Annotated in this window: 14 protein-coding genes; 4 read left to right on the top strand and 10 right to left on the bottom strand. The window is 72.6% G+C overall.

Going from position 1 to position 21,428, the window contains the following annotated elements; translation table 11 throughout:
* Positions 1 to 313 precede the first annotated feature (313 nt).
* Entirely contained in the window at positions 314 to 3,898 is a 3,585-nt protein-coding gene (locus POL25_RS00110; protein WP_272083511.1) for a serine/threonine-protein kinase, read from the bottom strand.
* Positions 3,899 to 4,262: 364 nt separating this feature from the next.
* Here POL25_RS00110 and POL25_RS00115 point away from each other — a divergent pair, with 364 nt between their 5' ends.
* Positions 4,263 to 5,216, top strand: a complete 954-nt coding sequence (locus POL25_RS00115) for a serine/threonine-protein kinase (RefSeq protein WP_272083513.1) — start codon at positions 4,263 to 4,265, stop codon at positions 5,214 to 5,216.
* 112 nt (positions 5,217 to 5,328) lie between these two features.
* The gene (locus POL25_RS00120; protein WP_272083515.1) at positions 5,329 to 7,278 is read left to right on the top strand and encodes an ATP-binding protein; all 1,950 of its coding nucleotides are present in this window, start codon (positions 5,329 to 5,331) and stop codon (positions 7,276 to 7,278) included.
* Between the two features lie 172 nt (positions 7,279 to 7,450).
* On the opposite strand, the gene POL25_RS00125 is transcribed toward POL25_RS00120, so the two are convergent.
* The 3 genes from POL25_RS00125 to POL25_RS00135 all read right to left on the bottom strand — a co-directional run bounded on the left by POL25_RS00125 (position 7,451) and on the right by POL25_RS00135 (position 13,249).
* On the bottom strand, positions 7,451 to 8,392 hold the full coding sequence (locus POL25_RS00125) for a pirin family protein (protein WP_272083517.1): 942 nt from the start codon (positions 8,390 to 8,392) through the stop codon (positions 7,451 to 7,453).
* A 425-nt stretch (positions 8,393 to 8,817) separates the two neighbouring features.
* Positions 8,818 to 11,706 carry an AMP-binding protein gene (locus tag POL25_RS00130; RefSeq protein ID WP_272083519.1) on the bottom strand — a complete coding sequence of 963 codons (2,889 nt, stop codon included), beginning with the start codon at positions 11,704 to 11,706 and terminating at the stop codon, positions 8,818 to 8,820.
* Positions 11,707 to 11,785: 79 nt separating this feature from the next.
* Positions 11,786 to 13,249, bottom strand: coding sequence for an OmpA family protein (locus POL25_RS00135; protein ID WP_272083521.1), 1,464 nt, complete (start codon positions 13,247 to 13,249; stop codon positions 11,786 to 11,788).
* Between the two features lie 205 nt (positions 13,250 to 13,454).
* Here POL25_RS00135 and POL25_RS00140 point away from each other — a divergent pair, with 205 nt between their 5' ends.
* Both POL25_RS00140 and POL25_RS00145 read left to right on the top strand, forming a co-directional pair.
* Positions 13,455 to 13,811, top strand: a complete 357-nt coding sequence (locus tag POL25_RS00140) for a Spx/MgsR family RNA polymerase-binding regulatory protein (protein WP_272083523.1) — start codon at positions 13,455 to 13,457, stop codon at positions 13,809 to 13,811.
* Between the two features lie 97 nt (positions 13,812 to 13,908).
* Positions 13,909 to 14,502 carry a hypothetical protein gene (locus tag POL25_RS00145; RefSeq protein WP_272083525.1) on the top strand — a complete coding sequence of 198 codons (594 nt, stop codon included), beginning with the start codon at positions 13,909 to 13,911 and terminating at the stop codon, positions 14,500 to 14,502.
* Between the two features lie 45 nt (positions 14,503 to 14,547).
* Here the strand turns inward: POL25_RS00145 and POL25_RS00150 are convergent, their stop codons facing one another.
* The 6 genes from POL25_RS00150 to POL25_RS00175 form a co-directional block, all read right to left on the bottom strand.
* The gene (locus POL25_RS00150) at positions 14,548 to 15,162 is read right to left on the bottom strand and encodes a hypothetical protein (protein WP_272083527.1); all 615 of its coding nucleotides are present in this window, start codon (positions 15,160 to 15,162) and stop codon (positions 14,548 to 14,550) included.
* Positions 15,163 to 15,463: 301 nt separating this feature from the next.
* Positions 15,464 to 16,318, bottom strand: coding sequence for a hypothetical protein (locus POL25_RS00155; RefSeq protein ID WP_272083529.1), 855 nt, complete (start codon positions 16,316 to 16,318; stop codon positions 15,464 to 15,466).
* Positions 16,319 to 16,460: 142 nt separating this feature from the next.
* Complete coding sequence (locus POL25_RS00160) at positions 16,461 to 17,483, bottom strand: hypothetical protein (RefSeq protein WP_272083530.1); 1,023 nt, start codon at positions 17,481 to 17,483, stop codon at positions 16,461 to 16,463.
* Positions 17,484 to 17,508: 25 nt separating this feature from the next.
* Positions 17,509 to 18,429 (bottom strand): spermine/spermidine synthase domain-containing protein, encoded by a 921-nt coding sequence (locus POL25_RS00165; RefSeq protein ID WP_272083532.1) that lies wholly within the window; start codon positions 18,427 to 18,429, stop codon positions 17,509 to 17,511.
* A gap of 17 nt (positions 18,430 to 18,446) precedes the next feature.
* Positions 18,447 to 18,923 (bottom strand): PepSY domain-containing protein, encoded by a 477-nt coding sequence (locus POL25_RS00170; RefSeq protein WP_272083534.1) that lies wholly within the window; start codon positions 18,921 to 18,923, stop codon positions 18,447 to 18,449.
* Between the two features lie 46 nt (positions 18,924 to 18,969).
* Positions 18,970 to 21,423 (bottom strand): TonB-dependent receptor family protein, encoded by a 2,454-nt coding sequence (locus tag POL25_RS00175; protein WP_272083536.1) that lies wholly within the window; start codon positions 21,421 to 21,423, stop codon positions 18,970 to 18,972.
* Positions 21,424 to 21,428: the final 5 nt, after the last annotated feature.

Here is a 21,428-nt window from a genome sequence, read left to right on the forward strand (position 1 = left end):
AGAGAACTGCGCTGCAGTTTGGTCACGCGAGAGGCGCGCTGCGCCGTCGGCACGAGTGACCTGGCGCTCAGGACAGGTCTCGCCACGGGTGCGCTGCTCAGAGCCTGCGCTGCGGACCAGTCACGCGAAAGGCGCGCTGCGATCTGTACGAGTGACCTGGCGCTCGGGACAGGTCGAACGGCGGGCGCGCGTTCCCTCAGAGCCTGAGCGGCCTGCTGCGGACAGCGCACGCGACGGCGCTGCGCCTCGAAGCCGAGGCCTGGCCCTCCGGACAGAGCCTCCGTCACGCGCCGGCCTCAGGCAGCCCCGCGCTTCAGACCTTCTTGTCGCGCGGCCCCGGCTTCACTGCAGGTTTGGTCGCGTCGTCGGTCTCGGGGCCCTTCGGCCCGAGCGGCGCGCGCGGCAGCAACCCGCCAGGTCCGCCGCCGGGGATCGGGATGTCGAACAGCCCGGACTTGCCCTGCGATCGCGACCCCGGACCGATCGGCTCGAAGGGCCGGGGCGCGGGCTTCGGCTCCGCTTCCTGAGCCGGGACCGGCTCCGCGGCGGCCGGCTTCGCACCTGTCCCGGAGGACATGCCCGAAGTACCAGCTGCTCCGGAGCTCGCCGGCTTCACGCCTGTCCCCGAGGACATGCTCGAAGCGCCAGCCGCGCCCGGTCGCGTCGGCGCCGCGGGCCCGACGCTGGTCGTCGGGCCCTTCGCCGCCGGGCTCGCCGCTGCGGGCGCAGGCCTCGCCGCCCCCCCGAGCGGCGACGCCGAACCTGTCCCGACAGCTTTGTCCGCCCCGCCAGGCGCGCTCGTCGACCTCGCGGCCGGGGCCGCGCCCGCCGGCTTCGTCGCCTCGCTCGCCGTCTGCGGGCTCTTCGTGGTCACCGGCCCGCTCACCGTGGGCCCGCTCGCGGCGCTCGCGGCCTTCACCAGCCCGCTCGCCACCGGCGTGCTCGCGGCGCTCGCGGCCTTCACCGGTCCGCTCGCCACCGGCGTGCTCGCGGCGCTCGCGGCCTTCACCGGCCCGCTCGTCGGTCGATTCGTCGATGGCCCCGGAGCCGCCTTCACCGCCCCGCTCGTCGGCCGGCCGCTCGGCTGCACCGGCGCTCCGCCGGCGGCCTTCACCGGCCCGCTCGTCGCTCGGCCCGTCGGCTGCGCCGCTCCCGTGCCGGCCGCAAAACTCGTCGCACCAGTCGCAGGCTTCGCCGCTCCGCCGGCCTTCGCCGGCTCCGCAGCGCTCCCTGCTTTCACGGGCCCGCTCGCCCCCGCAGGGCTCGCGGCCTTCACCGGCCCGCTGGCGACCCCCGCCGTCCTCGTCGCCGCGTTCGCCTCGCTCGCCGCGGGCAGCGGTCCCGAGGCCGCCCGGCCCGCCGCGGTCGACACCGTCGCGCCCACGCCCGAAGGCGCGCGCCCTGGCGTCGGCGACGACCACCGCGGCGCCTCGCCCGGCTTGCTCACGCTCGTCTCCGGGGTCGTGGTCGGGCGAGTCGGCAGCGCCCCACCCGGCGGCGCGAACGTCTTGCCCGGCGCCGCGGGTGACACCGCCGGCTGGCCATGCGCCGGCGTGGCCGGCCTGCCCGCAGGGACAGGTCCCGAAGCACCTGTCCCGGGGGACACCACCGGCTGCCCGTGCGCCGGCGTCAACGACCTGCTCGCCGGGACAGGTCCCGAAGCACCTGTCCCCGGAGACACGCTCGGCTGACCCATCACCGGCGTCGGCCGGCTCCCGAGCCCCGCCCCAGGCACCGCCGCGGGCTGACCCATCACCGGCGTCGGCCGGCTCCCGAGCCCCGCTCCAGGCACCGCCGCGGGCTGCCCCATCACCGGCGTCGGCCGGCTCCCGAGCCCCGTCGCAGGCACCGCCGCGGGCTGACCCATCACCGGCGTCGGCCGGCTCCCGAGCCCCGTCGCAGGCACCGCCGCGGGCTGACCCATCACCGGCGTCGGCCGGCTCCCGAGCCCACCGATCCCCGAAGGAGGCGCCGCCGCGGGCTGCCCCATCACCGGCGTCGGCCTGCCCGTCGGCAGCCCGCCCAGCGCGGCCGGCCGCGTCGGCGCCGGCCCGACCACCGTCTGCCCCATCGGCTTGCTGGCCGCGGGCCCGGACAGACCTGTCCCCGCGCGCATGCTCGATGGGACAGGTCCCGAAGCACCTGCCCCGCGCGACATGTCCGTACCGACATGTCCCGGAGCACCGGTCGCTTGCGCCTGGGCCGCGCGCACGCTCTCCGGCACCGGCAGCTCGGCCGGCACCATCATCTGCACCGTGGCCTCGTTGGGGTCGGGCTCGCCGTCCTCGAGCTCGTCGACCTCGTCGGCGTCGACCTCGGCGACATCGTCGTCAACCGCGTCGGCGTAGCCCTGCTCGGCCTCGCCGTCGCCCGCCGCGGCCTCGTCGTACTCGCCCTCGCCCGCCGCGGCCTCGTCGTACTCGCCCTCGCCCGCCGCGGCCTCGTCGTACTCGCCCTCGCCCGCCGCGGCCTCGCCCTCGCCCTCGCCGTACTCGCCCTCGTAGGCGCCGCTGTGGCCCAGCGGCTCGTCATCGGCCGCAGCGGCGATCGTCTCGGCCGCGGCCGCGTCGTCGAGCTCGGAGGAGCTCGCGGGCTGCTCGTCGGCCTCGACGGCGATCTCCACGGAGCTCGGCCCCGCGGCCTTGACCGGCTTCGACTCCGGCCGGTCGTCGGCGCGCGCGGGGATCCCCAGCGACGCGCGCCGCTCCTCGAGGATCTTGCGCAGCTCGGCCTTGCCCTCGCGGGTCAGCAGCGTCCGCGAGCGCGCCTTGGGAGCCTCGGCGGCGATGTTCACCCCGGTCCCGCTGCCGGCCGCGAGCGCCTTCGCCCGCAGCGTCTCGTCGACGTTGATCTCGAAGTCCTCGGGCACTGGCCCATCGGCCAGGTTGGCGAACGGCCCGCTCACGCTCGGCGCCGGCTTCTGGGGCGCGGGCGCGAGCGGCAGGCTGCGCGGGCGCGCCGAGCCGGCCATCGGGTCGGTCTTCGGCCGCGCACCGACGAGCGTCGGCGTGGTCGAGGCGCGCACCGGCGGCGCGCGCGGCTCCTCCCAGTCGTCCTCTTCGCACAGCTGGTTCAGGACATCCTGGACCACCACGCGCATCACGTTGGCACTCGGCCACCGCGCCATCGGCTCGAACGCGAGGGCCCGGTCGACCAGCTCGATGAGCGGCCGCGGCAGGTCGGGCCGCAGCGTCGCCAGCGATCGCGCCGGCGTGCGGGCCACCGCGAGCAGGCGCTCGATCACCGGGCCGATGGCCGGGAAGACCGTCTCGCCCGACATCGCCCGGAACATGGTCGCCGCGATCGACCACAGGTCGCTGCGCGCGTCGAGGTTCTCGTTGTCGGCGCGGGCCTGCTCGGGCGCGATGTACGAGACCGTGCCGAACACGATGCCGTCGCTCTGGTCGAGCGCCTCGGCCGACAGCTCGCGCACGCGGGCCAGCCCGAAGTCCAACAGCTTCACGCTGCCGTCGCGGCACAGGAAGATGTTGGCCGGCTTGATGTCGCGGTGAAGGATGCCCTTCGAGTGGGCGGACGCGAGCACCTCGAGCAGCGCGTCCGTCATCTCGAGCACGGCCACCGGGGGCAGCAGGCCCAGTCGCTCCAGACGTCCCTCGAGCGACTCGCCCTCGAGCAGCTCCATCACCAGGTACACGTCGCCCTCTTCGGTGATGTCGTCGTCGAGGACGTGGACCGCGTTGCGATGGCCGACGCTGTTGGCCGCGTAACCTTCGCGCAGGAAGCGGCGCCGCGCCTGCTCGTTGCGCAGGAAGAGCGTGTGCAACACCTTGAGCGCCGCGCGGTTGCCGTTGCGATGCGTGGCCGCGTACACCGACGCCATGCCGCCGATGGCGATCAGGCTGTCGAGGTGCCACTTGTTTCGCAGCCACCGGCCCACGCGACTCTGGGCCTCCGACAAGAATCTTGTGCTGCTGCCCCCGACCAAGCTGGCCCAGGATCACGACTGAGGGCGTAATGTGTCAAGCGCGCTGGGGGGCACGCGCCGCAGCCAGTTGCGGTCGGTCGCAAAGCCGCGGTCGCCGCCCCCGCCCCGCCCCGCCGCCAGCGGCCTCATGCGCCGCGAACGTCGCTCGGCGGGCCTTTGCGCGGCCTGTCGGGCGGATCCGCCCGAACCGGTCGTCCGCGGTCATGCGGGCCCCGACGGCCGTGTGCGCGTCCCCTCCGAGCGGCCGCAGGTGCCTCGCCGCGCGCTTTCGCCGGTTTTTTGGTCGTCTGCCGCCGCGGGTCTACGCTCCTACACCGTGGAACTCGCAACCGCGCAGCGTCCGACGCTCTCCGACCTCGGCGATCACGTGCCGGGCGGCGAAGTGATCGAGCTGCCGGTCGAGATCGACAGCCCGCTCGAGCACCTCGAGCGCTACACCGTGCTCCGCCTGATCGGGGCCGGCGGCATGGGTAAGATCTACCAGGGCTACGACAGCCTGCTCGAGCGCAACGTGGCGCTCAAGGTCATGCACGCCGACATCCCGGCGCGCGAGCAGCGACGCTTCCGCCGCGAGGCGATCCTCGGCGCGCGCCTGCTGCACCCCTGCCTCGTGCGCGTCTACGACATGGGCGTCGACCACCGCGGCCACACCGAGTGGATGGCGATGGAGTACCTGCCCGGCACCGACATGCTGCGGCTGCTCGACGCCACCCGCGCGCGCGGCCGGGCGCTGCCGTGGCCGGCCCTGGTGCGCGGCCTGACGCAGGTGCTGATGGCGCTGCAGTACCTTCACGACTGCCGGGTGGTCCACTGCGATGTGAAGCCCGCCAACATGTTCGTGACCCGCGATCCGAACACGCGCTTCCTTACCACCAAGCTGCTCGACCTCGGCATCGCCTACGACCTCGACGGCCCGCGCCCCGGCCCGACCGAGCCGCTCTGCGGCGACCCCAACTACCTCGCCCCCGAGCAGACGGTGCACGGCGGGATCATCGAGCCGCGCACCGACATCTACGCCCTCGGCGTCAGCCTCTACGAGCTGGCCACCGGCGTGCTCCCGTTCGAGGAGCTCACGAGCGCCCCGCTGCACGAGCTGCTGCAGGCCCAGCGCGACCTGACCCCGCCGCCGCCGAGCTCGCGCATGCCCGCCAGCACGCCGCCGGAGATCGCGGACAGGCTCGACTGGATCTTCAGCCGCGCCTGCGCCAAGGATCCCGCGCGTCGCTACCCGAGCGCGCGGGCCATGCAGGCCGCGCTCGGCGCAGAGTGAGTCGCAGCTCGGGCGAACCCTGCCCGCGGCTCACTGCCCCCGATCGTTGATGGGGTGCGGCCTTGGAGCCTCGCTTGCCGACGTCGATCGCCGATGCGTATGATCGCGCAGCGTGCTGAAGACCGTCCGTGTCCCGCCGCGGTTCGAGCCGCTGTTCGAGCAGGCGCAGGAGTTTGTCGGGCGGATCTTCGCCGAGCGTAGCGACATCCCTGACAAGGGCCGGATCGAGGTCTTCGGCCAGCGCTACATGCTCGTGCGGGCGCGGGCCATGTCGGTCGAGTTCTTCGAGATGGTCCAGCGGCTGTACCGCGACAAGGGCCAGGACGAGGCGCTGGGGGTCGCGCGGAGCCTGTTGTTCGACATCGCTCACGCCATGGGGCTCTCGGACGCCAACGACTTCGCCGAGCGCATGCATTTGCAAGATCCGATCGCCCGGCTGTCCGCGGGCCCCATCCACTTCTCGCACTCCGGGTGGGCCTTCGTGGACATCTCGCCCGAGAGTCGTCCGGCCCCGGACGAGAGCTTCTACCTCCTCTACGATCACCCCTACTCGTTCGAATCGGACTCGTGGATCGACGCCGGCAAGCGGCCCGATTTCCCCGTATGCGTGATGAACGCTGGTTACTCCTCGGGTTGGTGCGAAGCCAGCTTCGGGGTCCCGCTGGTGGCGACGGAGATCCTCTGCCGGGCCAAGGGCGACGATCACTGTCGCTTCATCATGGCCCACCCCTCCCGGATCGAGGGCTACATCGACGCCTACCTCCACGGCCAGCCGCACCTCGCCGCTCACGTCACGCGCTACGAGATCCCCGGCTTCTTCTCGCGCAAGCAGCAGGAGGACGAGCTCAAGAGCCGCGAGGAGCAGTACCGCGGGATCTTCGAGGCCGGCACCAACGCCCTCCTCATCCTCGACGAGGCCGGCGTGATCGTGCAGGCCAACCCGGCCGCCTCGCGGCTGTTCCGCTGCTCGCGCCCCGAGCTCGCCGGGCGCAGCTTCGCCGATCTGCTGAACGCTGGCGCCGACCTGTTCGCCCGCCTGCGCGCGGCCGTCCACGATCACGGCCACTTCCTGTCCGAAGGGACAGCCACCGCCACCGACGGCCGCACCTACGTCGTCGAGCTGCGGGGCGCCCGCTTCCGCCTGCAGAACCGCGACCACCTGCTGGCCGTGCTGACCGACATCACCGAGCAGAACCGGGCCCAGCTCGCGCTGCGCCAGGCCCACGACGAGCTCGAGCAGCGGGTCCGCGAGCGCACCGCCGAGCTCGAGCGGCTCAACCAGCAGCTCCACCTCCTCAACGGCCAGTTGGTCTCCGCGCGCGACTCGGCGATCGACGCCAGCCGGGCCAAGAGCGCCTTCCTCGCCAACATGAGCCACGAGCTGCGGACCCCGCTCAACGCCATCATCGGCTACAGCGAGCTGCTCGAGGACGAGAGCGGCGAGGAGGGCCGCCAGCACCTCGACCTCGGCGACCTCGGCAAGATCCGCGGCTCCGCCCGCCACCTGCTCGCCCTCATCAACGACATCCTCGACGTCTCCAAGATCGAGGCCGGCAAGATGGAGCTGTTCGTCGAGGACTTCGCCGTCGACGAGTTGGTCGCGGAGGTCGTCGCCACCATCGAGCCGCTCGTGCGCAAGAACGACAACCGGCTCGAGATCACCACCCGCCCCGGCCTCGGCGCCGTCGCCCTCGACCGCACCAAGGTCAAGCAGATCATCATCAACCTGCTCGGCAACGCCTGCAAGTTCACCCACAGCGGCGTCATCGGCCTCCTCGTCGCGCGCGAGGATGGGCCGCACGGCGAGCAGCTCGTCGTCGCCGTCCAGGACACCGGCATCGGCATCGACCCGACCCGCCTCGAGGAGCTGTTCCAGCCGTTCCGCCAGGCCGACGAGTCGACCACCCGCAAGTACGGCGGCACCGGCCTCGGCCTGTCGATCAGCCGCCACTACGCCGAGATGATGCGCGGCCGCATCGACGCCCGCAGCGCCCCCGGCCAGGGCTCGACCTTCACCGTCACCCTGCCCCTCTCCGCCCGCGGCGTCGAAGCGGCCGAGTGATCGGACATGTCCTTCGCGGCATGTCCGAGGGGGCATGCGCGGAAGAGCATGCTCTCCGAGACATGTCCCCGAGGGCATGTCTCAGGGAACACGTTGAACCCGGCTCCGCCGTACCGCTAGCGTGCGTCGGTCGGCACGACCGTGAACGCTCGCCGCGCCGCCTTCACCGGGCTCAGCCGAGCAAGCGGCCCGAGCGGTAGTCCGCGAACGCCTGCCGCAGCTCCTCGTCCGTGTTCATCACGAACGGCCCGCGGCGGGCCACCGGCTCGCGCAGCGGCCGGCCGGCGAGCACCAGCAGCCGCGCCCCTGCGTCGCTCGAGAGCGCCAGCGTGTCGCCGTGGCCGAGCACGCCGATCTGGCCCTTGCGCAGCTCACGGCCGTCGCTGCCGAGCTGGACCGCACCGTCGAGCACGTAGGCGAACGACGCCAGGTCGCAGGCGATGTGCTGCCGCATGGCCGCGCCGGCCGCGAGCGTCACGTCCATCACCAGCGGCTTCACCGTAACCCCGTCGACCGGCCCACGCTTGCCCGCCAGCTCACCGGCGACCAGCCGCACCTGCGCGTCGTCGACCTGCAGCGTCGGGATCGTCTCCGGTCCCAGCTCCTGGTAGCGGGGCTTCGTCATCTTCTCCGCGGCCGGCAAGTTGACCCACAGCTGGAAGGCCCACAGCTCGCCGTCGTCCTGCGGCTGCGGCATCTCCTCGTGCACGATCCCGCGGCCGGCCGTCATCCACTGCGCCGCGCCGGCCCCGATCCGTCCGTGGTTGCCGACGCTGTCGCGGTGCTCGAACGCCCCGGCGAGCACGTACGAGACCGTCTCGAAGCCGCGGTGCGGATGCTGCGGGAAGCCGGCCTGGAACTCGTCGGGCCGATCGCTGCGGATCTCGTCGAGCATCAGGAACGGATCGAGCGCCGGCAAATCGCGATGCCCGAGCGCGCGCCGGATGGTGACGCCGGCCCCGTCGCGCGACGCGTGGAAATCGTGCACTGCCGTCATGTCGCGCACCGTCGCGCTCTTCTTCACCAGCGGCGTGGTAATCGCCGGCGGCGTACAGCCGGTGAAGAGCAGAGCGGGAGCGGCCTTCAAGAGCGCGCGACGCGTCGGTGCGGACACGCCCCCACGCTAAGCCCGCGTGCACAGCGTTTCAACCTCCTGGCGATCCACCGCTACGTCACGCGTCACGGCATGTCCCAACGGTCATGTGTCCGCCGCGGCGAGTCCGCCGAACCATGCGTCCGCTGGATCCACGCCCCGCTCTTCATCGATCGACGCGGCGAGGCAAGACACGGGCCAGTTTTCCTCGGTCGCCACGCGCGGGACCTCCTTCAATTTCGGCGAGCACCGCGGCCGGCCGAGTTCGGCCCGCGCCCCGAAGCCGACTGCACGCGCGAGCAGCCACGACTCGCATCGTTCGCCGCGGACGCTCGCCGGACTCTCGCGGACATCCACCGCGGTTCCGACCCGCGAAGATCGATCTCCATCCGGCCCGGCGGTCGGCCTCACCGGGCCCATCGCTGCCATCCACCGATGAGGCTCGCTCAGCGCTCGCTCGGATCGAGGCCCTGGATCCCCGCCACCATCACCGCGTGCAGCCGCGGCTCGTCGATGTGGGCCGCGATCGCGTCGGCGGTCAGGTCGCGCAGGCGGACGATGTCGACCAGCGTCTTGCCCGCCGGCGTGATCGGCGGCAGCACCTGCACCTCGATCGGCACGTGGCGCGGCAGCCATGTCCCGTCATGGAGCGCGTTGCGAGTGCCGCGCAGCGCGATCGGCACCACCGGCACACCTGTCTCGCAGGCCAGGCGGAACGCCCCGAGCTTGAACGGGCGCAGCCCGGCCTCGCGGCTGAACGTGCCCTCCGGGAACACCACCACCGGCGAGCCCGACCGCAGCACCTCCGCCACCGCCTCGAGCCCTGCCAGCGCGCGCTCGGCCTGCAGCCGCTCGATCAGCACGTGGCCCGCCCGCTGGATCAGCGGCCCGAAGGCCCGGTTGTCGCGGCACTCGCCCTTGACCACGAAGCGGATCGTGTCGGGCAGCGCCGCCAGCAGCACGAACGGGTCGAGGTAGCTGCAGTGATTAGGCGCCAGCACACATGGCCCTTCGGGCATGTTCTCGAGGCCAGTCACTTGCGGGCGCAGGCCGATGGTCGTCAGCGTCGCGCGGGCCACGTTGCGCGAGAAGCTGCGCAGCGGCTTGCCCGCCGGGATCAGGCGGCCGGCCGCGGTCGAGGCCGCCAGCATCCCGCCGAACGTGCCGAGCGCGAAGCTGCCGTACGCGACCTCGCCGGCGCGCCCGGCCAGCGCCTTCGCGCGACGCGGCAGCCCGCGCAGGTAAAGGCCCGCCGCCTGGCGCGCGAACGATCCGTGACTGCGGCCCAGCTCGCCCGCCAGATACAGCCGACGCGTGTCGCTGCGGCGGATCTTCCCGCTCGAGGTCTTCGGCACCGCGCCCGGCCCGGTCAGCACCACGCGATCGGGCGGGACGCCCACGGTGCTGGCGATCGCCTCGCCGATCTTCTGCTGCAGCGCCTGCCGGGCCTCGGGGCGCTCCTCCTTGGTCTCCGCGACCACCACGATCGACTCGGTCCCGCTCGCCTCGTCGCGCACGGCGAACGCGGCCACGCAGCCCTGGCGCACCCCCGGCACCGCGCCCGCGGCCGCCTCGATCTCGTGCGGGTAGTAGTTGCGGCCGCCCTTGATGATCAGGTCCTTCACGCGGCCCGAGATGAACAGCTCGCCATCCACCAGATAACCGAGGTCGCCCGAGTCGACCCAACCGTCGGCCAGCTTGACCTTCGCCGTCGCCTCCGGGTTGCGGTAGTAGCCCTTGAACGCCGACGGCCCGCGGAACAGGATCCGGCCCTGACGGCGGTCCGGCAGCGGCGCCCCGGCCTCGTCGGCGATCCGCACCTCGTGGCTGGGCACCGCCGCGCCGCAGCCGACGAACTGCAGCACCTCGCTCTCGGGCGCCTCCCCTGCGGCCGCTCGCGCCTCGCCGCTCCCCTCGAACGTCGCCCGCTCGACCCGATCGACGAAGGGTCCGCGGCCCGGCGGCGGGAACGTCACCGCGACCATGTTCTCGGCCAGGCCGTAGGCGCAGAACAGCGCCTCGCGGTGGAACCCCGCCGGCGCCAGGTGGGCGGCGAAGCGATCGAGCGTGCTCGCCAGGATCGGCTCCGAGCCGTTGAGCAGGGCCCGGATCGGCCCCAGCTGCAGCGGCGCGATCGTCTCCGGCGGGACCCGCTTGACGCACAGGTCGAACGCGAAGTTGGGCGCGCACGAGATCGTGCCCTTGTAGTGCGAGAACGCCTGCAGCCACCGCTCGGGCCGGGCCAGGAACGTCACCGGCGACAGGATCACCGTGGCTGTCCCGAAGTACAGGTTCATCAGCCACCCGCCGACCAGCCCCATGTCGTGGTAGAGCGGCAGCCAGCTGATCATCACGTCGCCGGCCCGCAGCCCGCAGCCCTCGGCCGCCGCGCGGATGTTGGCGAGCACGTTGGCGTGCGTCAGCTCGACGCCCTTGGGGTCGCCGGTGCTGCCCGACGTGTACTGCAGCAGCGCCGTGTCCTCGCCGCGCAAGTCGGCCGCCACCGCCGTGTCGAGGCTGGCGTCGGCCAGCGCCTCGTCGACGTCGACCACCTGCCCGAGCGCCGGCACCTGATCGCGCACCAGCTCGGCGACCCGGGCCGCGCGCGCGAACGTGATCAGCACCTCGGCCTCGGCGTTGGCCAGGATCTGCGCCTCGCGCTGGATGTACTCGGCGATCCGGTCGAGGCGGAACGGCGGGTACAGCGGCACCGGCACCCCGCCGGCCAGCTGCGCGCCCATGAACGCCGCGAAGTACCCGCGCGACGTCGGCAGCATGATCGCCACCTTGGCGCCCGGCTTCAGCCCGCGCCGCCGCAGCGCCGCCGCCACCCGCCCGGCGTCGCGCCGCAGCGCCCCGTACGTGATCGCCTCCTCGCGCCCGTCCTCGCGCAGCAGCATGACGTGGACCCGCCCCGGCGTGCGCCCGGCGTGGTACTCGAGCGCCTCGATCAGCGTCTGCGCGGCGGTCGGCGCCGGCGACGGCGGCTCTGTCGGCAAGGACATGTCCTCGGAGACATGTGCTTTCGGACCTGCGCTCACGGACATGTCCGCAGCGCCATCCCCGCGCGCCTGCCGGGCCAGCGCCACCAGCTGACGCGGGGTGTCGGCGACGCTGAGCGCCTCCTCCGGGAACACGACCCCGAGGCGGGCCTCGAGCCGGCCGAGCAGCTCGACGCGCTCGAGGCTGCCGAGGCCGAGCTCGCGCTCGAGCGAGGCGTCGAGGTTGAGGTGGCCGAGGCCGCGTCCGTCGCCGACGGCGGAGATGAGCTCGCCGACGACGGCGAGGACCGTGGCCTCCTCGATCGGGCCCGGAGCGGAGGGCGTGCCTGACATGCGCGGGACGATACCCGATCCGCGGCGCCCCGCCGTCACGCCCGCGGCGGGCCCAAGCGCACGCGCGGGCGGCCGCGGCTCACTTCAGCTTGAACTCGATGCGCCGGTTCTTGGCCTTGCCGGTCTTGGAGTTGTTGTCGGCGATCGGCTCGTCGGGGCCAGCGCCGCGGGTCGTGATCCGCGCGGAGTCGATCCCCTTGTCGGTCAGGTACTTCTTGACCGCGTCGGCGCGCCGCTTCGAAAGGTCGACGTTGTGGTCGCGGTCGCCGGAGCTGTCGGTGTGGCCGCTGATCTCGACCTTCACCGAGGGGAAGTCCTTCAGCACCTTGACCGCGTTGTCGAGCGTCGCCTTCGAGGTCTTCTTGATCGAGTCCTTGTCGATGTCGAAGAAGATGCCCTTGATGACGCCGGTGAACTTGGTGACCGCGCGCGGGATTTCGTCGGCGCAGCCGTCCTCGTCCTGATAGTTGTTGCGGGTCTCGGGCACGGTCGGGCACTTGTCGACGCGGTCGGGGATCCCGTCCTTGTCCTTGTCGGGCAGCGGGCAGCCGTCGGGCGCGATGCCCTTGTCGTCGGGGCACTTGTCCTTGCTGTCGACGAAGCCGTCGCCGTCGCGGTCCTTCTCCGGGCAGCCGTCGGGGGCGATGCCCCGCTCCTGCGGGCAGGCGTCGACCGAGTCGAGGAACCCGTCGCCGTCGGCGTCGCCCTCGCCCGGCTCCGGGCAGCCGTCGGGCGCCACGCCCGGGACCGTCACGCACCTGTCGACCGAGTCCTTGAAGCCGTCGCCGTCGCTGTCCGGATCGTCCCTGGTGACCGGCTGCTTCTTGCGCAGCACGAACGACAGCCCGAGCAGCACCTCGATGTGGTGCGTGCGGCCGCCGTCGATCCCGTACTGCGCGGACGCGTTGTCGCGGACATCGAGGCGCAGCGCCAGGTAGTTGTTGATGTAGAACTTCACGCCGCCGCCGAAGTGGATCGCCGGGTCGACGTCGCCCCCGAGCGCCGACGTGCCGAGCAGCCCGGGCCCGATCAGCACGAACGGCGAGATCCGGTACGGCAGCTGGGCCAGCACGTACCCACGGAACCCGCCGAGCACCGCGCCCTTGCCGTCGTTCTCGGTCTTCGTCGGCATGATCGCGCCCTCGAGCTCGAGCCCGAGGAACGACAGCGGATAGAAGCCCGCCCGCAGGCCGATGTCCGGCGCGACCTTCTTGTACGGCTGCCAGTTGATCGGGTCGCCCGGCTGCGGCGGCAGGTACAGCTCGTGATCGCGGGCCGGGAACATCAGGCCGGCGAAGATCCCGAACTCGCCCGACATCGCCGTCGGTCGGTAGCGCTTGATCCACGGCACCCCGCTGCGATCCTTCGCCTTCTTCGCCCGCTTCGGCTTCCCGCCCGCCGCGTCGCCCGAGGCCTCGGCGCCGGCTGGCGACAGCGACACCGAGCCGCCCGCCTGCGGCCCCTCGGGTTCCTGCGCCGCCGCCGACAGCGACAGCGACGATACGACCACAGCAGCGGCGACGGGGAGCAAGAACTTGGACATGGCGACCTCGTGGGGGGAGGCGCCGCGCCGGCGGTGCGCGGCAAAATCCCTTGTACATGCGTCCGTCCACGTTGCCTAGGTCGCGCCAGCCCCCCGTGCGACCGCGAAGCGCCAGGCGACGCCCGACCCGCCTGGTCATGAGGACAGGTGAGGACGGCCGCTCCGGGGCGCGCGCCCGCGCTCCTGTGGTACGGTCCCGCGCGCCATGACGGCCGTCCTCTTCGCCCATCCTCGCTGCGACACCTGCCGCAACGCGCGGCGCTGGCTCGACGCCCACCACGTCGCCTACGACGTCGTCGACCTCACCGTCCGCGCGCCGACCCTCGCCGAGCTGCGCGCGATCCAGCAGAACTCCGGTCAGCCCGCGCGCAAGCTGTTCAACACCTCCGGTCAGTCCTACCGGAACGGCGGCTTCGCCGACAAGCTCAAGGCCATGGACGACGACGCCATGCTCGCCGCCCTCGCGGCCGACGGTCTGCTCGTCAAGCGCCCGATCTTCACGCGCGGCGACCTGGCTCTGGTCGGCTTCGCTGCGGACGCCTACGCGCGCGCGCTCGCCTGACCCGCCTGTAAGCCGCCGCGAGAGGCGGTCGTTGGGGGACCACCGGCACGCACCGCGACCCTTTCGGTCGCGACGCCGCGGCCCACAGGTTTTTGCCATGACCGCCCTCGCCTATCCTCGCCCCGTCCGCCTGCCGGCCTCCGTCAAGCTGGCCCTCCTCGCCCTCCTCGCCGCCCTCGCCGTGATCACGCCCCGGCCCGCGCGCGCCAGTGAGGGCGAGGTCGCTACCGACTTCAAGCGCGGTGTGTTCGCCGAGTTCGCTTGGCGCCCGGCTCTCGTGCCGCTGCGCAACGACGCCATGCCGGCCGCGCGCACCCACATGACCTTCGGCGCCCGCCTGTCGCCCGCGGTCGCGCTCGGCACCATGGCCCACGTGACGATCTACTTCGACAAGGATCAGAAGGTCGGCGCCGGCCTCGACGCGATGCTGCAGGTCAACGTCACCCGCGGCTTCTACCTCCGCACCGGCGTCGGCGCGATCAGCCACATCCCGGTCGCCCGCGAGCTCACCGCGCGCACCCCCGGCTACGGCGGTCAGGTCGGCCTCGGTTACGCCTTCCGCCTCTCAAAGGACAAGGGCAAGGGCCCCGGCGTCGCGCTGGCGCTCGGCGCCGACTACGACCTCCGGATCCTCGCCGACAGGAGCCGCCGCGGCATCTTCGTCCTCGGCCTCTCGTTCATGTTCGGCTGAAGTTCGCAGGTGTCCGTTCGGACATGTCCGAACGAACACCTCGGCTCAGATCTGGTTCTCGAGCACGCACTCGCCCGCGACGCAGCGGGCCACCTTGGCCGTGCACTGGTCGATCGCCACGCACGGCACCTCGTCGGGTGGCACCGGGCACTGGGCCAGGCGGTCGATGCAGTCGCGGGCGATCGCCAGCTCGCGCCCGCCGAGGCTGCACGGGCAGCAGCCGCCGACCACCTTCGTGCAGTCGACGTCGTCGACGCACGCGCAGCGCGGCTCCTGCTGGCACTGACACACCTCGCAGCCGCGCTCGTCGGTCTCGAACCCGAACGGACACAGCAGCTTGCAAAGGACCGGCTGGCAGCGCGACGCCGCGTCGACGCAGACCCCGCCGCCGCAGTCGAGGCTGCAGGTCGTCGCCCCTGTCTGCGGATCGCAGCTGCACAGCGACGGCACGCACTGCGGGCCCTTCTGACACACCTGTCCCTCCGGACACCCCGCCTGCACGCAGCCCGGCTGCGTGAAGCCCTCGCACGGATCGCCGGGAGCGTCCGTCTCCGCGACCGCGGGCACCACCTCCGCCGCCTGCATCGTCACGCCCAGGGGCACGATGTCGCACGCCAGCGCCGCCGCCGACAGGACCACCGACAATGGCAAAGCTCGCATGATCGGACTCCTCGCCCCGCAGCGTGGTCCGGCCCCTCGCCCCCGCAAGCCCGCGAGCCGCCCGCCGCCCGCCGCCGCGGTGCCGCCCACGCGCCTCCGCTCGGGCTGCTGCTCGCTCGCGGCGCCGCGGCTCCGGCGGCCCGCCCGCTCCGGCGGCCGCGTCTGCTGCCTCAGGGACATGTCGTCGAGAACATGACCCCCAGGACATGCCCATCTCGACATGTCCTCGGATCAGGCCCTCGAAGCCATCACGGGAGGCGCGACGCGCGGCGGGGAGCCGCCGCGGCCCCGCCCGCGCCGCTCACTGCAGCACGCACTGCCCCTGCACGCACGCCGCCTTCGCGTCGGTGCACAGGTAGACCGCCGGGCACGCCACCTGGTCGGGCGGCAGCGGGCACGGCTCGAGCTGATCGGCGCAGGCCGCGGCGACCGCCACCTCGCCTCCGCCCATGTTGCACGAGCAGCAGCCCGGGCTCGCCTTGACGCAGTCGGCGTCGACCTGGCAGCCGCACGCCGGCGGCTCGTTGCACGCGCAGACCTCACAGCCCTGCTCGTCCTGCTTGAACCCGAACTCGCAGAACAGGTTGCACACGACGGGGTTGCACACTGCCCCCTCGACGCACGTACCGCCGCCGCAATCGGGGGTGCACACGATCTGCTGCGACGCCTCGTCGCACAGGCAGGCCGACGGCACGCACTCGATCTCGAAGTTGCACATCTGGCCGTCGGGACAGCCCTTGTCGAGGCAGCCCGGCGGCTCGAAGCCGTCGCAGACGTTGCCGCCGGTGCTGGTCTCGCCGGTGGTCGTCGTCTCCCCGGTCGTCGTCGTCGTCTCCCCGGTCGTCGTCGTCGTCTCGCCGGTCGTGCCCGTCGTCGTCGTCTCGCCCGTGGTCGTGGTCGTCGTGCTCGTGGTCTCGCCGCCGGTCTGCGGACCGCTGGTCGAGGTGCTCTCGGTCTCGCCGCCGGTGGCCCCGCCCTCGGTCGGTCCGCCGGTCCCGGTGGTCGCCGCGCTACCCGAACCGGTGTCGGCGGTCGCCTCGCTGCTCGCGGTGCTCTCGCCGGTCTCGCCGGCCTCGGTGCTCCCGCCGGACTGGCCACACCCCATCACCAGCGCCAGCGCGGCCCCACTCGCTGCGCGCGCCCATGCTTGCTGCATCGTCATCATCATCGTCATCGCTAACTAAGCTCCTTCGTCGCGGGCATAGCCGACCCTCGCGGGCCCGACAAGCGACGCAGGACGCCGCTCGCCGCCTCGCGCTGGCCTTTGCAGCCACGCGCCGCGCTTCCCCCTTTTTAAATTAAACCCGCACCACGGCGCAGGGCGGCGGCGCGCCCGGCAGTTGCAGGCAATAGGCAACGAAAGCCGCGAATACCGGACGCGGCGGCCCCTCGGTCGGCAGCGCGTGAAGGTGCAGCGCCGGCACCACGTTGACCTCGAGCAGCAGCGCTGCGCCCGCGCTCGCGGCCGTCGGCTGCGTGAACGCGGCCATCGGCCCGCGCAGGTCGACCCCGCCGACATCGACCCCCAGCAGATCGCACGCCGACGCCGCGACCGCCAGCCACTCCGGATGCACGACCTCGGTCCGATCGATCACCTCGAGCTCCTCGCCCGTGATCTCGACCTCGCGCTCGCCCGGGATCGCCGCCTCGAGATCGAGCCCATAGACCTCGAGGTGCCCCTCGAGATCTTCCTCCGCCTCGATCTGGTCCATCGAGCGCAGGCTCGGCGCCGTCCACGTCCCGCGCCGCGGGTCGCGGTTCAGCGCCGCCACCTGCGCCTCGGCGCTGCGGCCGGTCGCGAGCTTCGGCCGCACCACCTCGACCGCCGCGCTCGCTCGCCCGCCGATCACCGCCACCCGCAGGTTGGTGCCGGCGATGAACGGCTCGACCAGCACCTCCTCGTCGAGGTCGATCGCGCGGGCCCGGTCGCGCGCGCGGATCAGCGTCGCCAGGTCGCGCACGTCGGTCGCCACCCCGACCCCGCGGTTGCCCCAATTCGGCTTGACCACCAGCCGCCCGTGACGCGCCAGCAGCTCCCGGACCGCCGGCCCGTGGATGTCGCCGGCCTCGTCGACCAGCACCCCCGCGGCGCACGGCAGCCCGCGCGCCCGCAGCAGCTCGCGGCTCAGGTGCTTGTTGTTGGCCAGCCCCTGGGCCACCTGTGTCAGGAACGGCGAGCGGGTCTTGCTGACGACCGCCGTCCGCTCGCCGTGCGTCAGGCGCATGAAGTAGTCGGTGTGCTCGCGCCCGAGCGGCTCGGCGCGGGCCCCGAGCTCCGCCGCGGCCGCCGCGATCAGCTGGTTCGTCCGGCTCCAGACCATACGGACATGTCCCTTCAGACCTGGCCTAATCGCCCTGTCCCTTGGAGCCTGTCGTATAGGACAGCAGCGGCCCCTCGCCGGTGATCACCTCGCCCGGCTGCTCGATGCGGCGGCGCAGGATCGGCGGCAGCTCCATCGCCGCGCGGTGGCTGGTCGGCGTGTACCACTGCAGCTCGCCGAGCGCGGCGATCCGGGCCGCCAGGTCGGGCGGCTCGGCCTCGAGCGGCCGGCGCGACATCAGCGCGAAGCCCCACAGGCAGTGGAACGACGGCACGAAGCCGTGGGCGAAGCGGACGTGGGGGAACACCGCCTGCAGCGTGCTGCGGACCGTGCGGGCCAGCTTGAGGTCGAGCGGGTCGAGCTCGCCGGCCTGCAGCACGCACACCCCGTCGTCGGCCAGCGCGCGCAGGACCAGGGCGAAGAACTGGGTCGAGAACAGCGCCGCCGACGGCCCCTCGTCGGTCGGATCGGTGACGTCGAGGACGATGACGTCGAAGCTGCCCGGCGCGGCCTGGCGCAGCGTGTCGAAGATGTCCTCGGTGCGCAGCTCGACCCGCGGATCGTCGAGGCTGCCGGCGTGCCAGCTCGGCAGGTGCTCCTTGCACAGCGCCACCACCTCCGCGTCGAGGTCGACCGACACGATCGACTCGACCGAGCGGTGGCGCAGGATCTCGCGCAGCGCCGCGCCCTCGCCGGTGCCGCCGACCAGCACCCGCCGCGGCCCGCCGTGCAGCACCAGCGCCGGGTGGATCAGCGCCTCGTGGTAGAGCGCCTCGTCGGCCTCGGCCGACTGGACCAGCCCGTCGAGGAACAGGATCCGCCCGTACGCGCTCGTGTCGGCGACGATGGCCTCCTGGTACTGCGTCTGCACGTGCGCCACCAGGCGCTCGACGCTGTAGAGGATCGACACGCCCTCGATCTCGGGCTCTTGCAGCACCAGGTGCATCGCGTCTGTCCTTTCGCTCAGCCGCGCGGGCGGCGGCGGCTGACGATCATACCCAGACCGGTGGCGACCAGGCCGAGCATCCCGAGGCCCGCGGCCAGCGCGATCGCCTGCCCCGGCAGACCGATGATCTCGCCGGTGTGCAGCTTGAACAGCAGCCGCGTCAGCCCGCCCGCGGTGCGCCGGCGCTCGATCAGGGCCCCGTCGCCGGCGAAGTACAGCACCGTCTCCGCGTCGTCGTCGACCCAGAACACCCACGGGTCGTCGGGCTCGGTGGCCAGGGCGATGTCGGTGATCGCCTCGTCGCCGGCCTCGCGCTGGGCGCGCGCGAGCAGCTCCATCAATGGCAGCGGCTGCTCGACCACCGGCGCGCTCGGGGCCGGCGTCTTCATGCAGCCGCGGAACACCAGGATCGCCCCCGTCAACGCGATCACCGCGAACACCGCCGACAGCGTCGCGCCGACCGCCTGGTGCCACTTGAAGAGGCTGCGTCGCATGCTCATGAAGACATGCTCCTTCGGACATGCTCTTTAAACCATGTCCTCACATCATGGCCCCCCACGTGCGCCAGAACCACCGCTCGATCCGGCGCGCGCCCGCCGTCCAGACCCGGCGGTTGACCTTGCCGCGCTTCCAGCTGGTCCGGGCCTGCTCGCCGGCCTTGCCGCGGATCCACTCGTGGGCGAAGCCCAGGTTGAAGTAGAACGTGCGCGGCCGCATCGCCAGGATGCCGCCGTTGATGTCGTCGGAGCGGGTGAACCACACCTCGTTGAGCAGGTTCTTGACGCCGACGGTCGCCTCGAGCCGCCAGCCCTGCGGCAGGCTGGTGCGGTAGCCGAGCCACGCGCCCATCAGCGTGTAGGCCGGCATCGTCCCGACCTCGCCGGTCGCGCGCGGCGCGTCCCAGTTGGCGTAGTCGGTGTACTGCTTGTCGACGAACTCGACCTTGGTGCCGACGCGCAGGCCGAACGGCGCCTCGTAGCTGGCCGCGCCCCACACCTCGTGGGCCGGGTACCACGGCATGCGGTTGTTGGTGTAGAGGTCGCGCAGCACCCGGCTGCCGTTGTACGCGTAGCCGGCGTTGAGCTCGAGCCCTTCGACCTTCTCCCACACCTCGCCGGGCAGCCACTCGACGTCGACCTCGGCCCCGTAGGTGTGGGCCGCCGGGATGATGTCGATCGCGTTCTCGCCCTCGTCACGCAGGTTGTTGAAGTAGCGGTACCAGCCGTCGACGGTCGCGTACACCCCGCCGAGCTCCATCAGCTTCACGCCCGCCTCGACCGTGTCGGCCAGCTCGGGCTTGATGAAGCGCAGCGCCCGGCCCATCGCCTCGCCGGGGTTGATCGGCTGGATCGCGCCCGACAGGTAGCTCGGGGCCCCGAACGAGCGCCCGTAGCCGAGGTAGAGCCCGACGTGATCGCCGCCGTACCACAGCGACGCCGCCGGCAGCGGCCCGCCGTACAGCGGCCGCGGGTAGCTCAGGCCCTCGAGCACGTTGTAGAAGCTCTGCTTGGTCAGCTCGAGGCGCACGCCGGCGGTCAGCACCAGCTTGGTGTCGAGCAGATAGATCTTGTCCTCGAGGTACAGCGAGTAGCCGCCGATCCGGCCGTCGAAGCAGCGCAGCGCGTCGGGCGAGCCCTCGGGCAGGAGCGTGCCGCGCGGGCACACGCGCGCGTCGCCGTCGGCCTCGAGCTTGTCGCCGGGGCGGTCGGGGAACTCGACGCGGAAGCCGCGGATCCGCGCCGTCTCGAACACCCCGCGGGTGCCGATCGAGAGGTCGTGGAAGCCGCCGCGGTGGCGCACGCGGAACGCGTAGCGCGGCTCGATGCCGACCACGTCGAACGCCCGCGGCTGCACCAGCAGGAACGTCGGCGCCGCGCCGAGGTTGCGGTCCTCGTTGGTCGCCTGGACCACGCGCCGCAGCGTGTGGCTGTAAAACGCGATCACCTGCAGCTCGTGCTCGGCCTTGGGCCGCCAGTGCAGCTTGAGGCTGGTGCCCTCGCGGTGGCCGTTGAAGGTGTCGTACGGGCGCTTGCTGGCGAACCGGTCCTCGGCGTACAGCTCGGAGTCGACGCCGCCGGGCAGGTTGGTCTTCTCCCAGAACAGGTGCGTGCTCGACAGCAGGTCGAGCCGCTTCGTCAGCGGCACGGCGAGCTTGACGATCCCGCCGTGGCTCTGAAACTCGCTGTGCTCGCGGTACGTCTTGCCGAACCGCGGCGCGTACTCGACGTACACGCCGACGCCCTTGTGCGTGCCGCCGTACGAGGCCGCCGCGCCGGCGTCGCCGAACTGGTCCGACTGGGCGAACACCGACACCGTCGGGTTCTTCGGGATCGGGTGCGAGACCATGTTGAACACGCCGCCCGACGTCCACGGCCCGAACCGCACCGACGAGCCGCCGCGCACGGTGTCGACCTTGGCGATCTGGAACAGCGACAGCGGGAATAGCACCATCGACGGCGCGCCGTACGGCGCCGGCGCCACCGGCACCTCGTCGAGCAGGATGGTCGCCTGCTCCGACAGCCGCGGGTCGGCGCCGCGGACCGCGAGGTTCAGCTTGGTCGACGAAGTCGAAAGCGCCGACGCGCCCTCGACCGCGCGCACCCCCGGGACCTTGTCGAGCAGCTCCGCCACCCCGCTCGCGCCCTGGGCCTTCGCGTCGTCGACGTCGACCACCCGGCGCCCGCCCGCGTGGCGGTGGGCGTCGACTCGGGTCGAGCGGCCCAGCAGGTCGGTCGTGACCTCGATGTCGCGCGACTCGCCGGGCAGCAGCTTGGTGTCGCTCGCGGGCGGCGTGCTCACCGGCGCGGCCACGCTCGCGGCTGCAGCCCCGGTCGAACCTGGCTCTTCGGGCATGCTCTTCGGGACCTGTCCCGCGGAGAATGTCCAATCGGGCCTGTCCTCGGGGGCAGGTACCTCCGGCGCGGCGTCCGGCCCCGCGTATGCGCGAGGGTCGGCCGCCAGCAGCAGGGCGAGTGGGAGCGCGAGCGACGACACGGCCG

The organism is Nannocystis bainbridge, from assembly GCF_028368995.1.
Lineage (GTDB): Bacteria > Myxococcota_A > Polyangia > Nannocystales > Nannocystaceae > Nannocystis > Nannocystis bainbridge.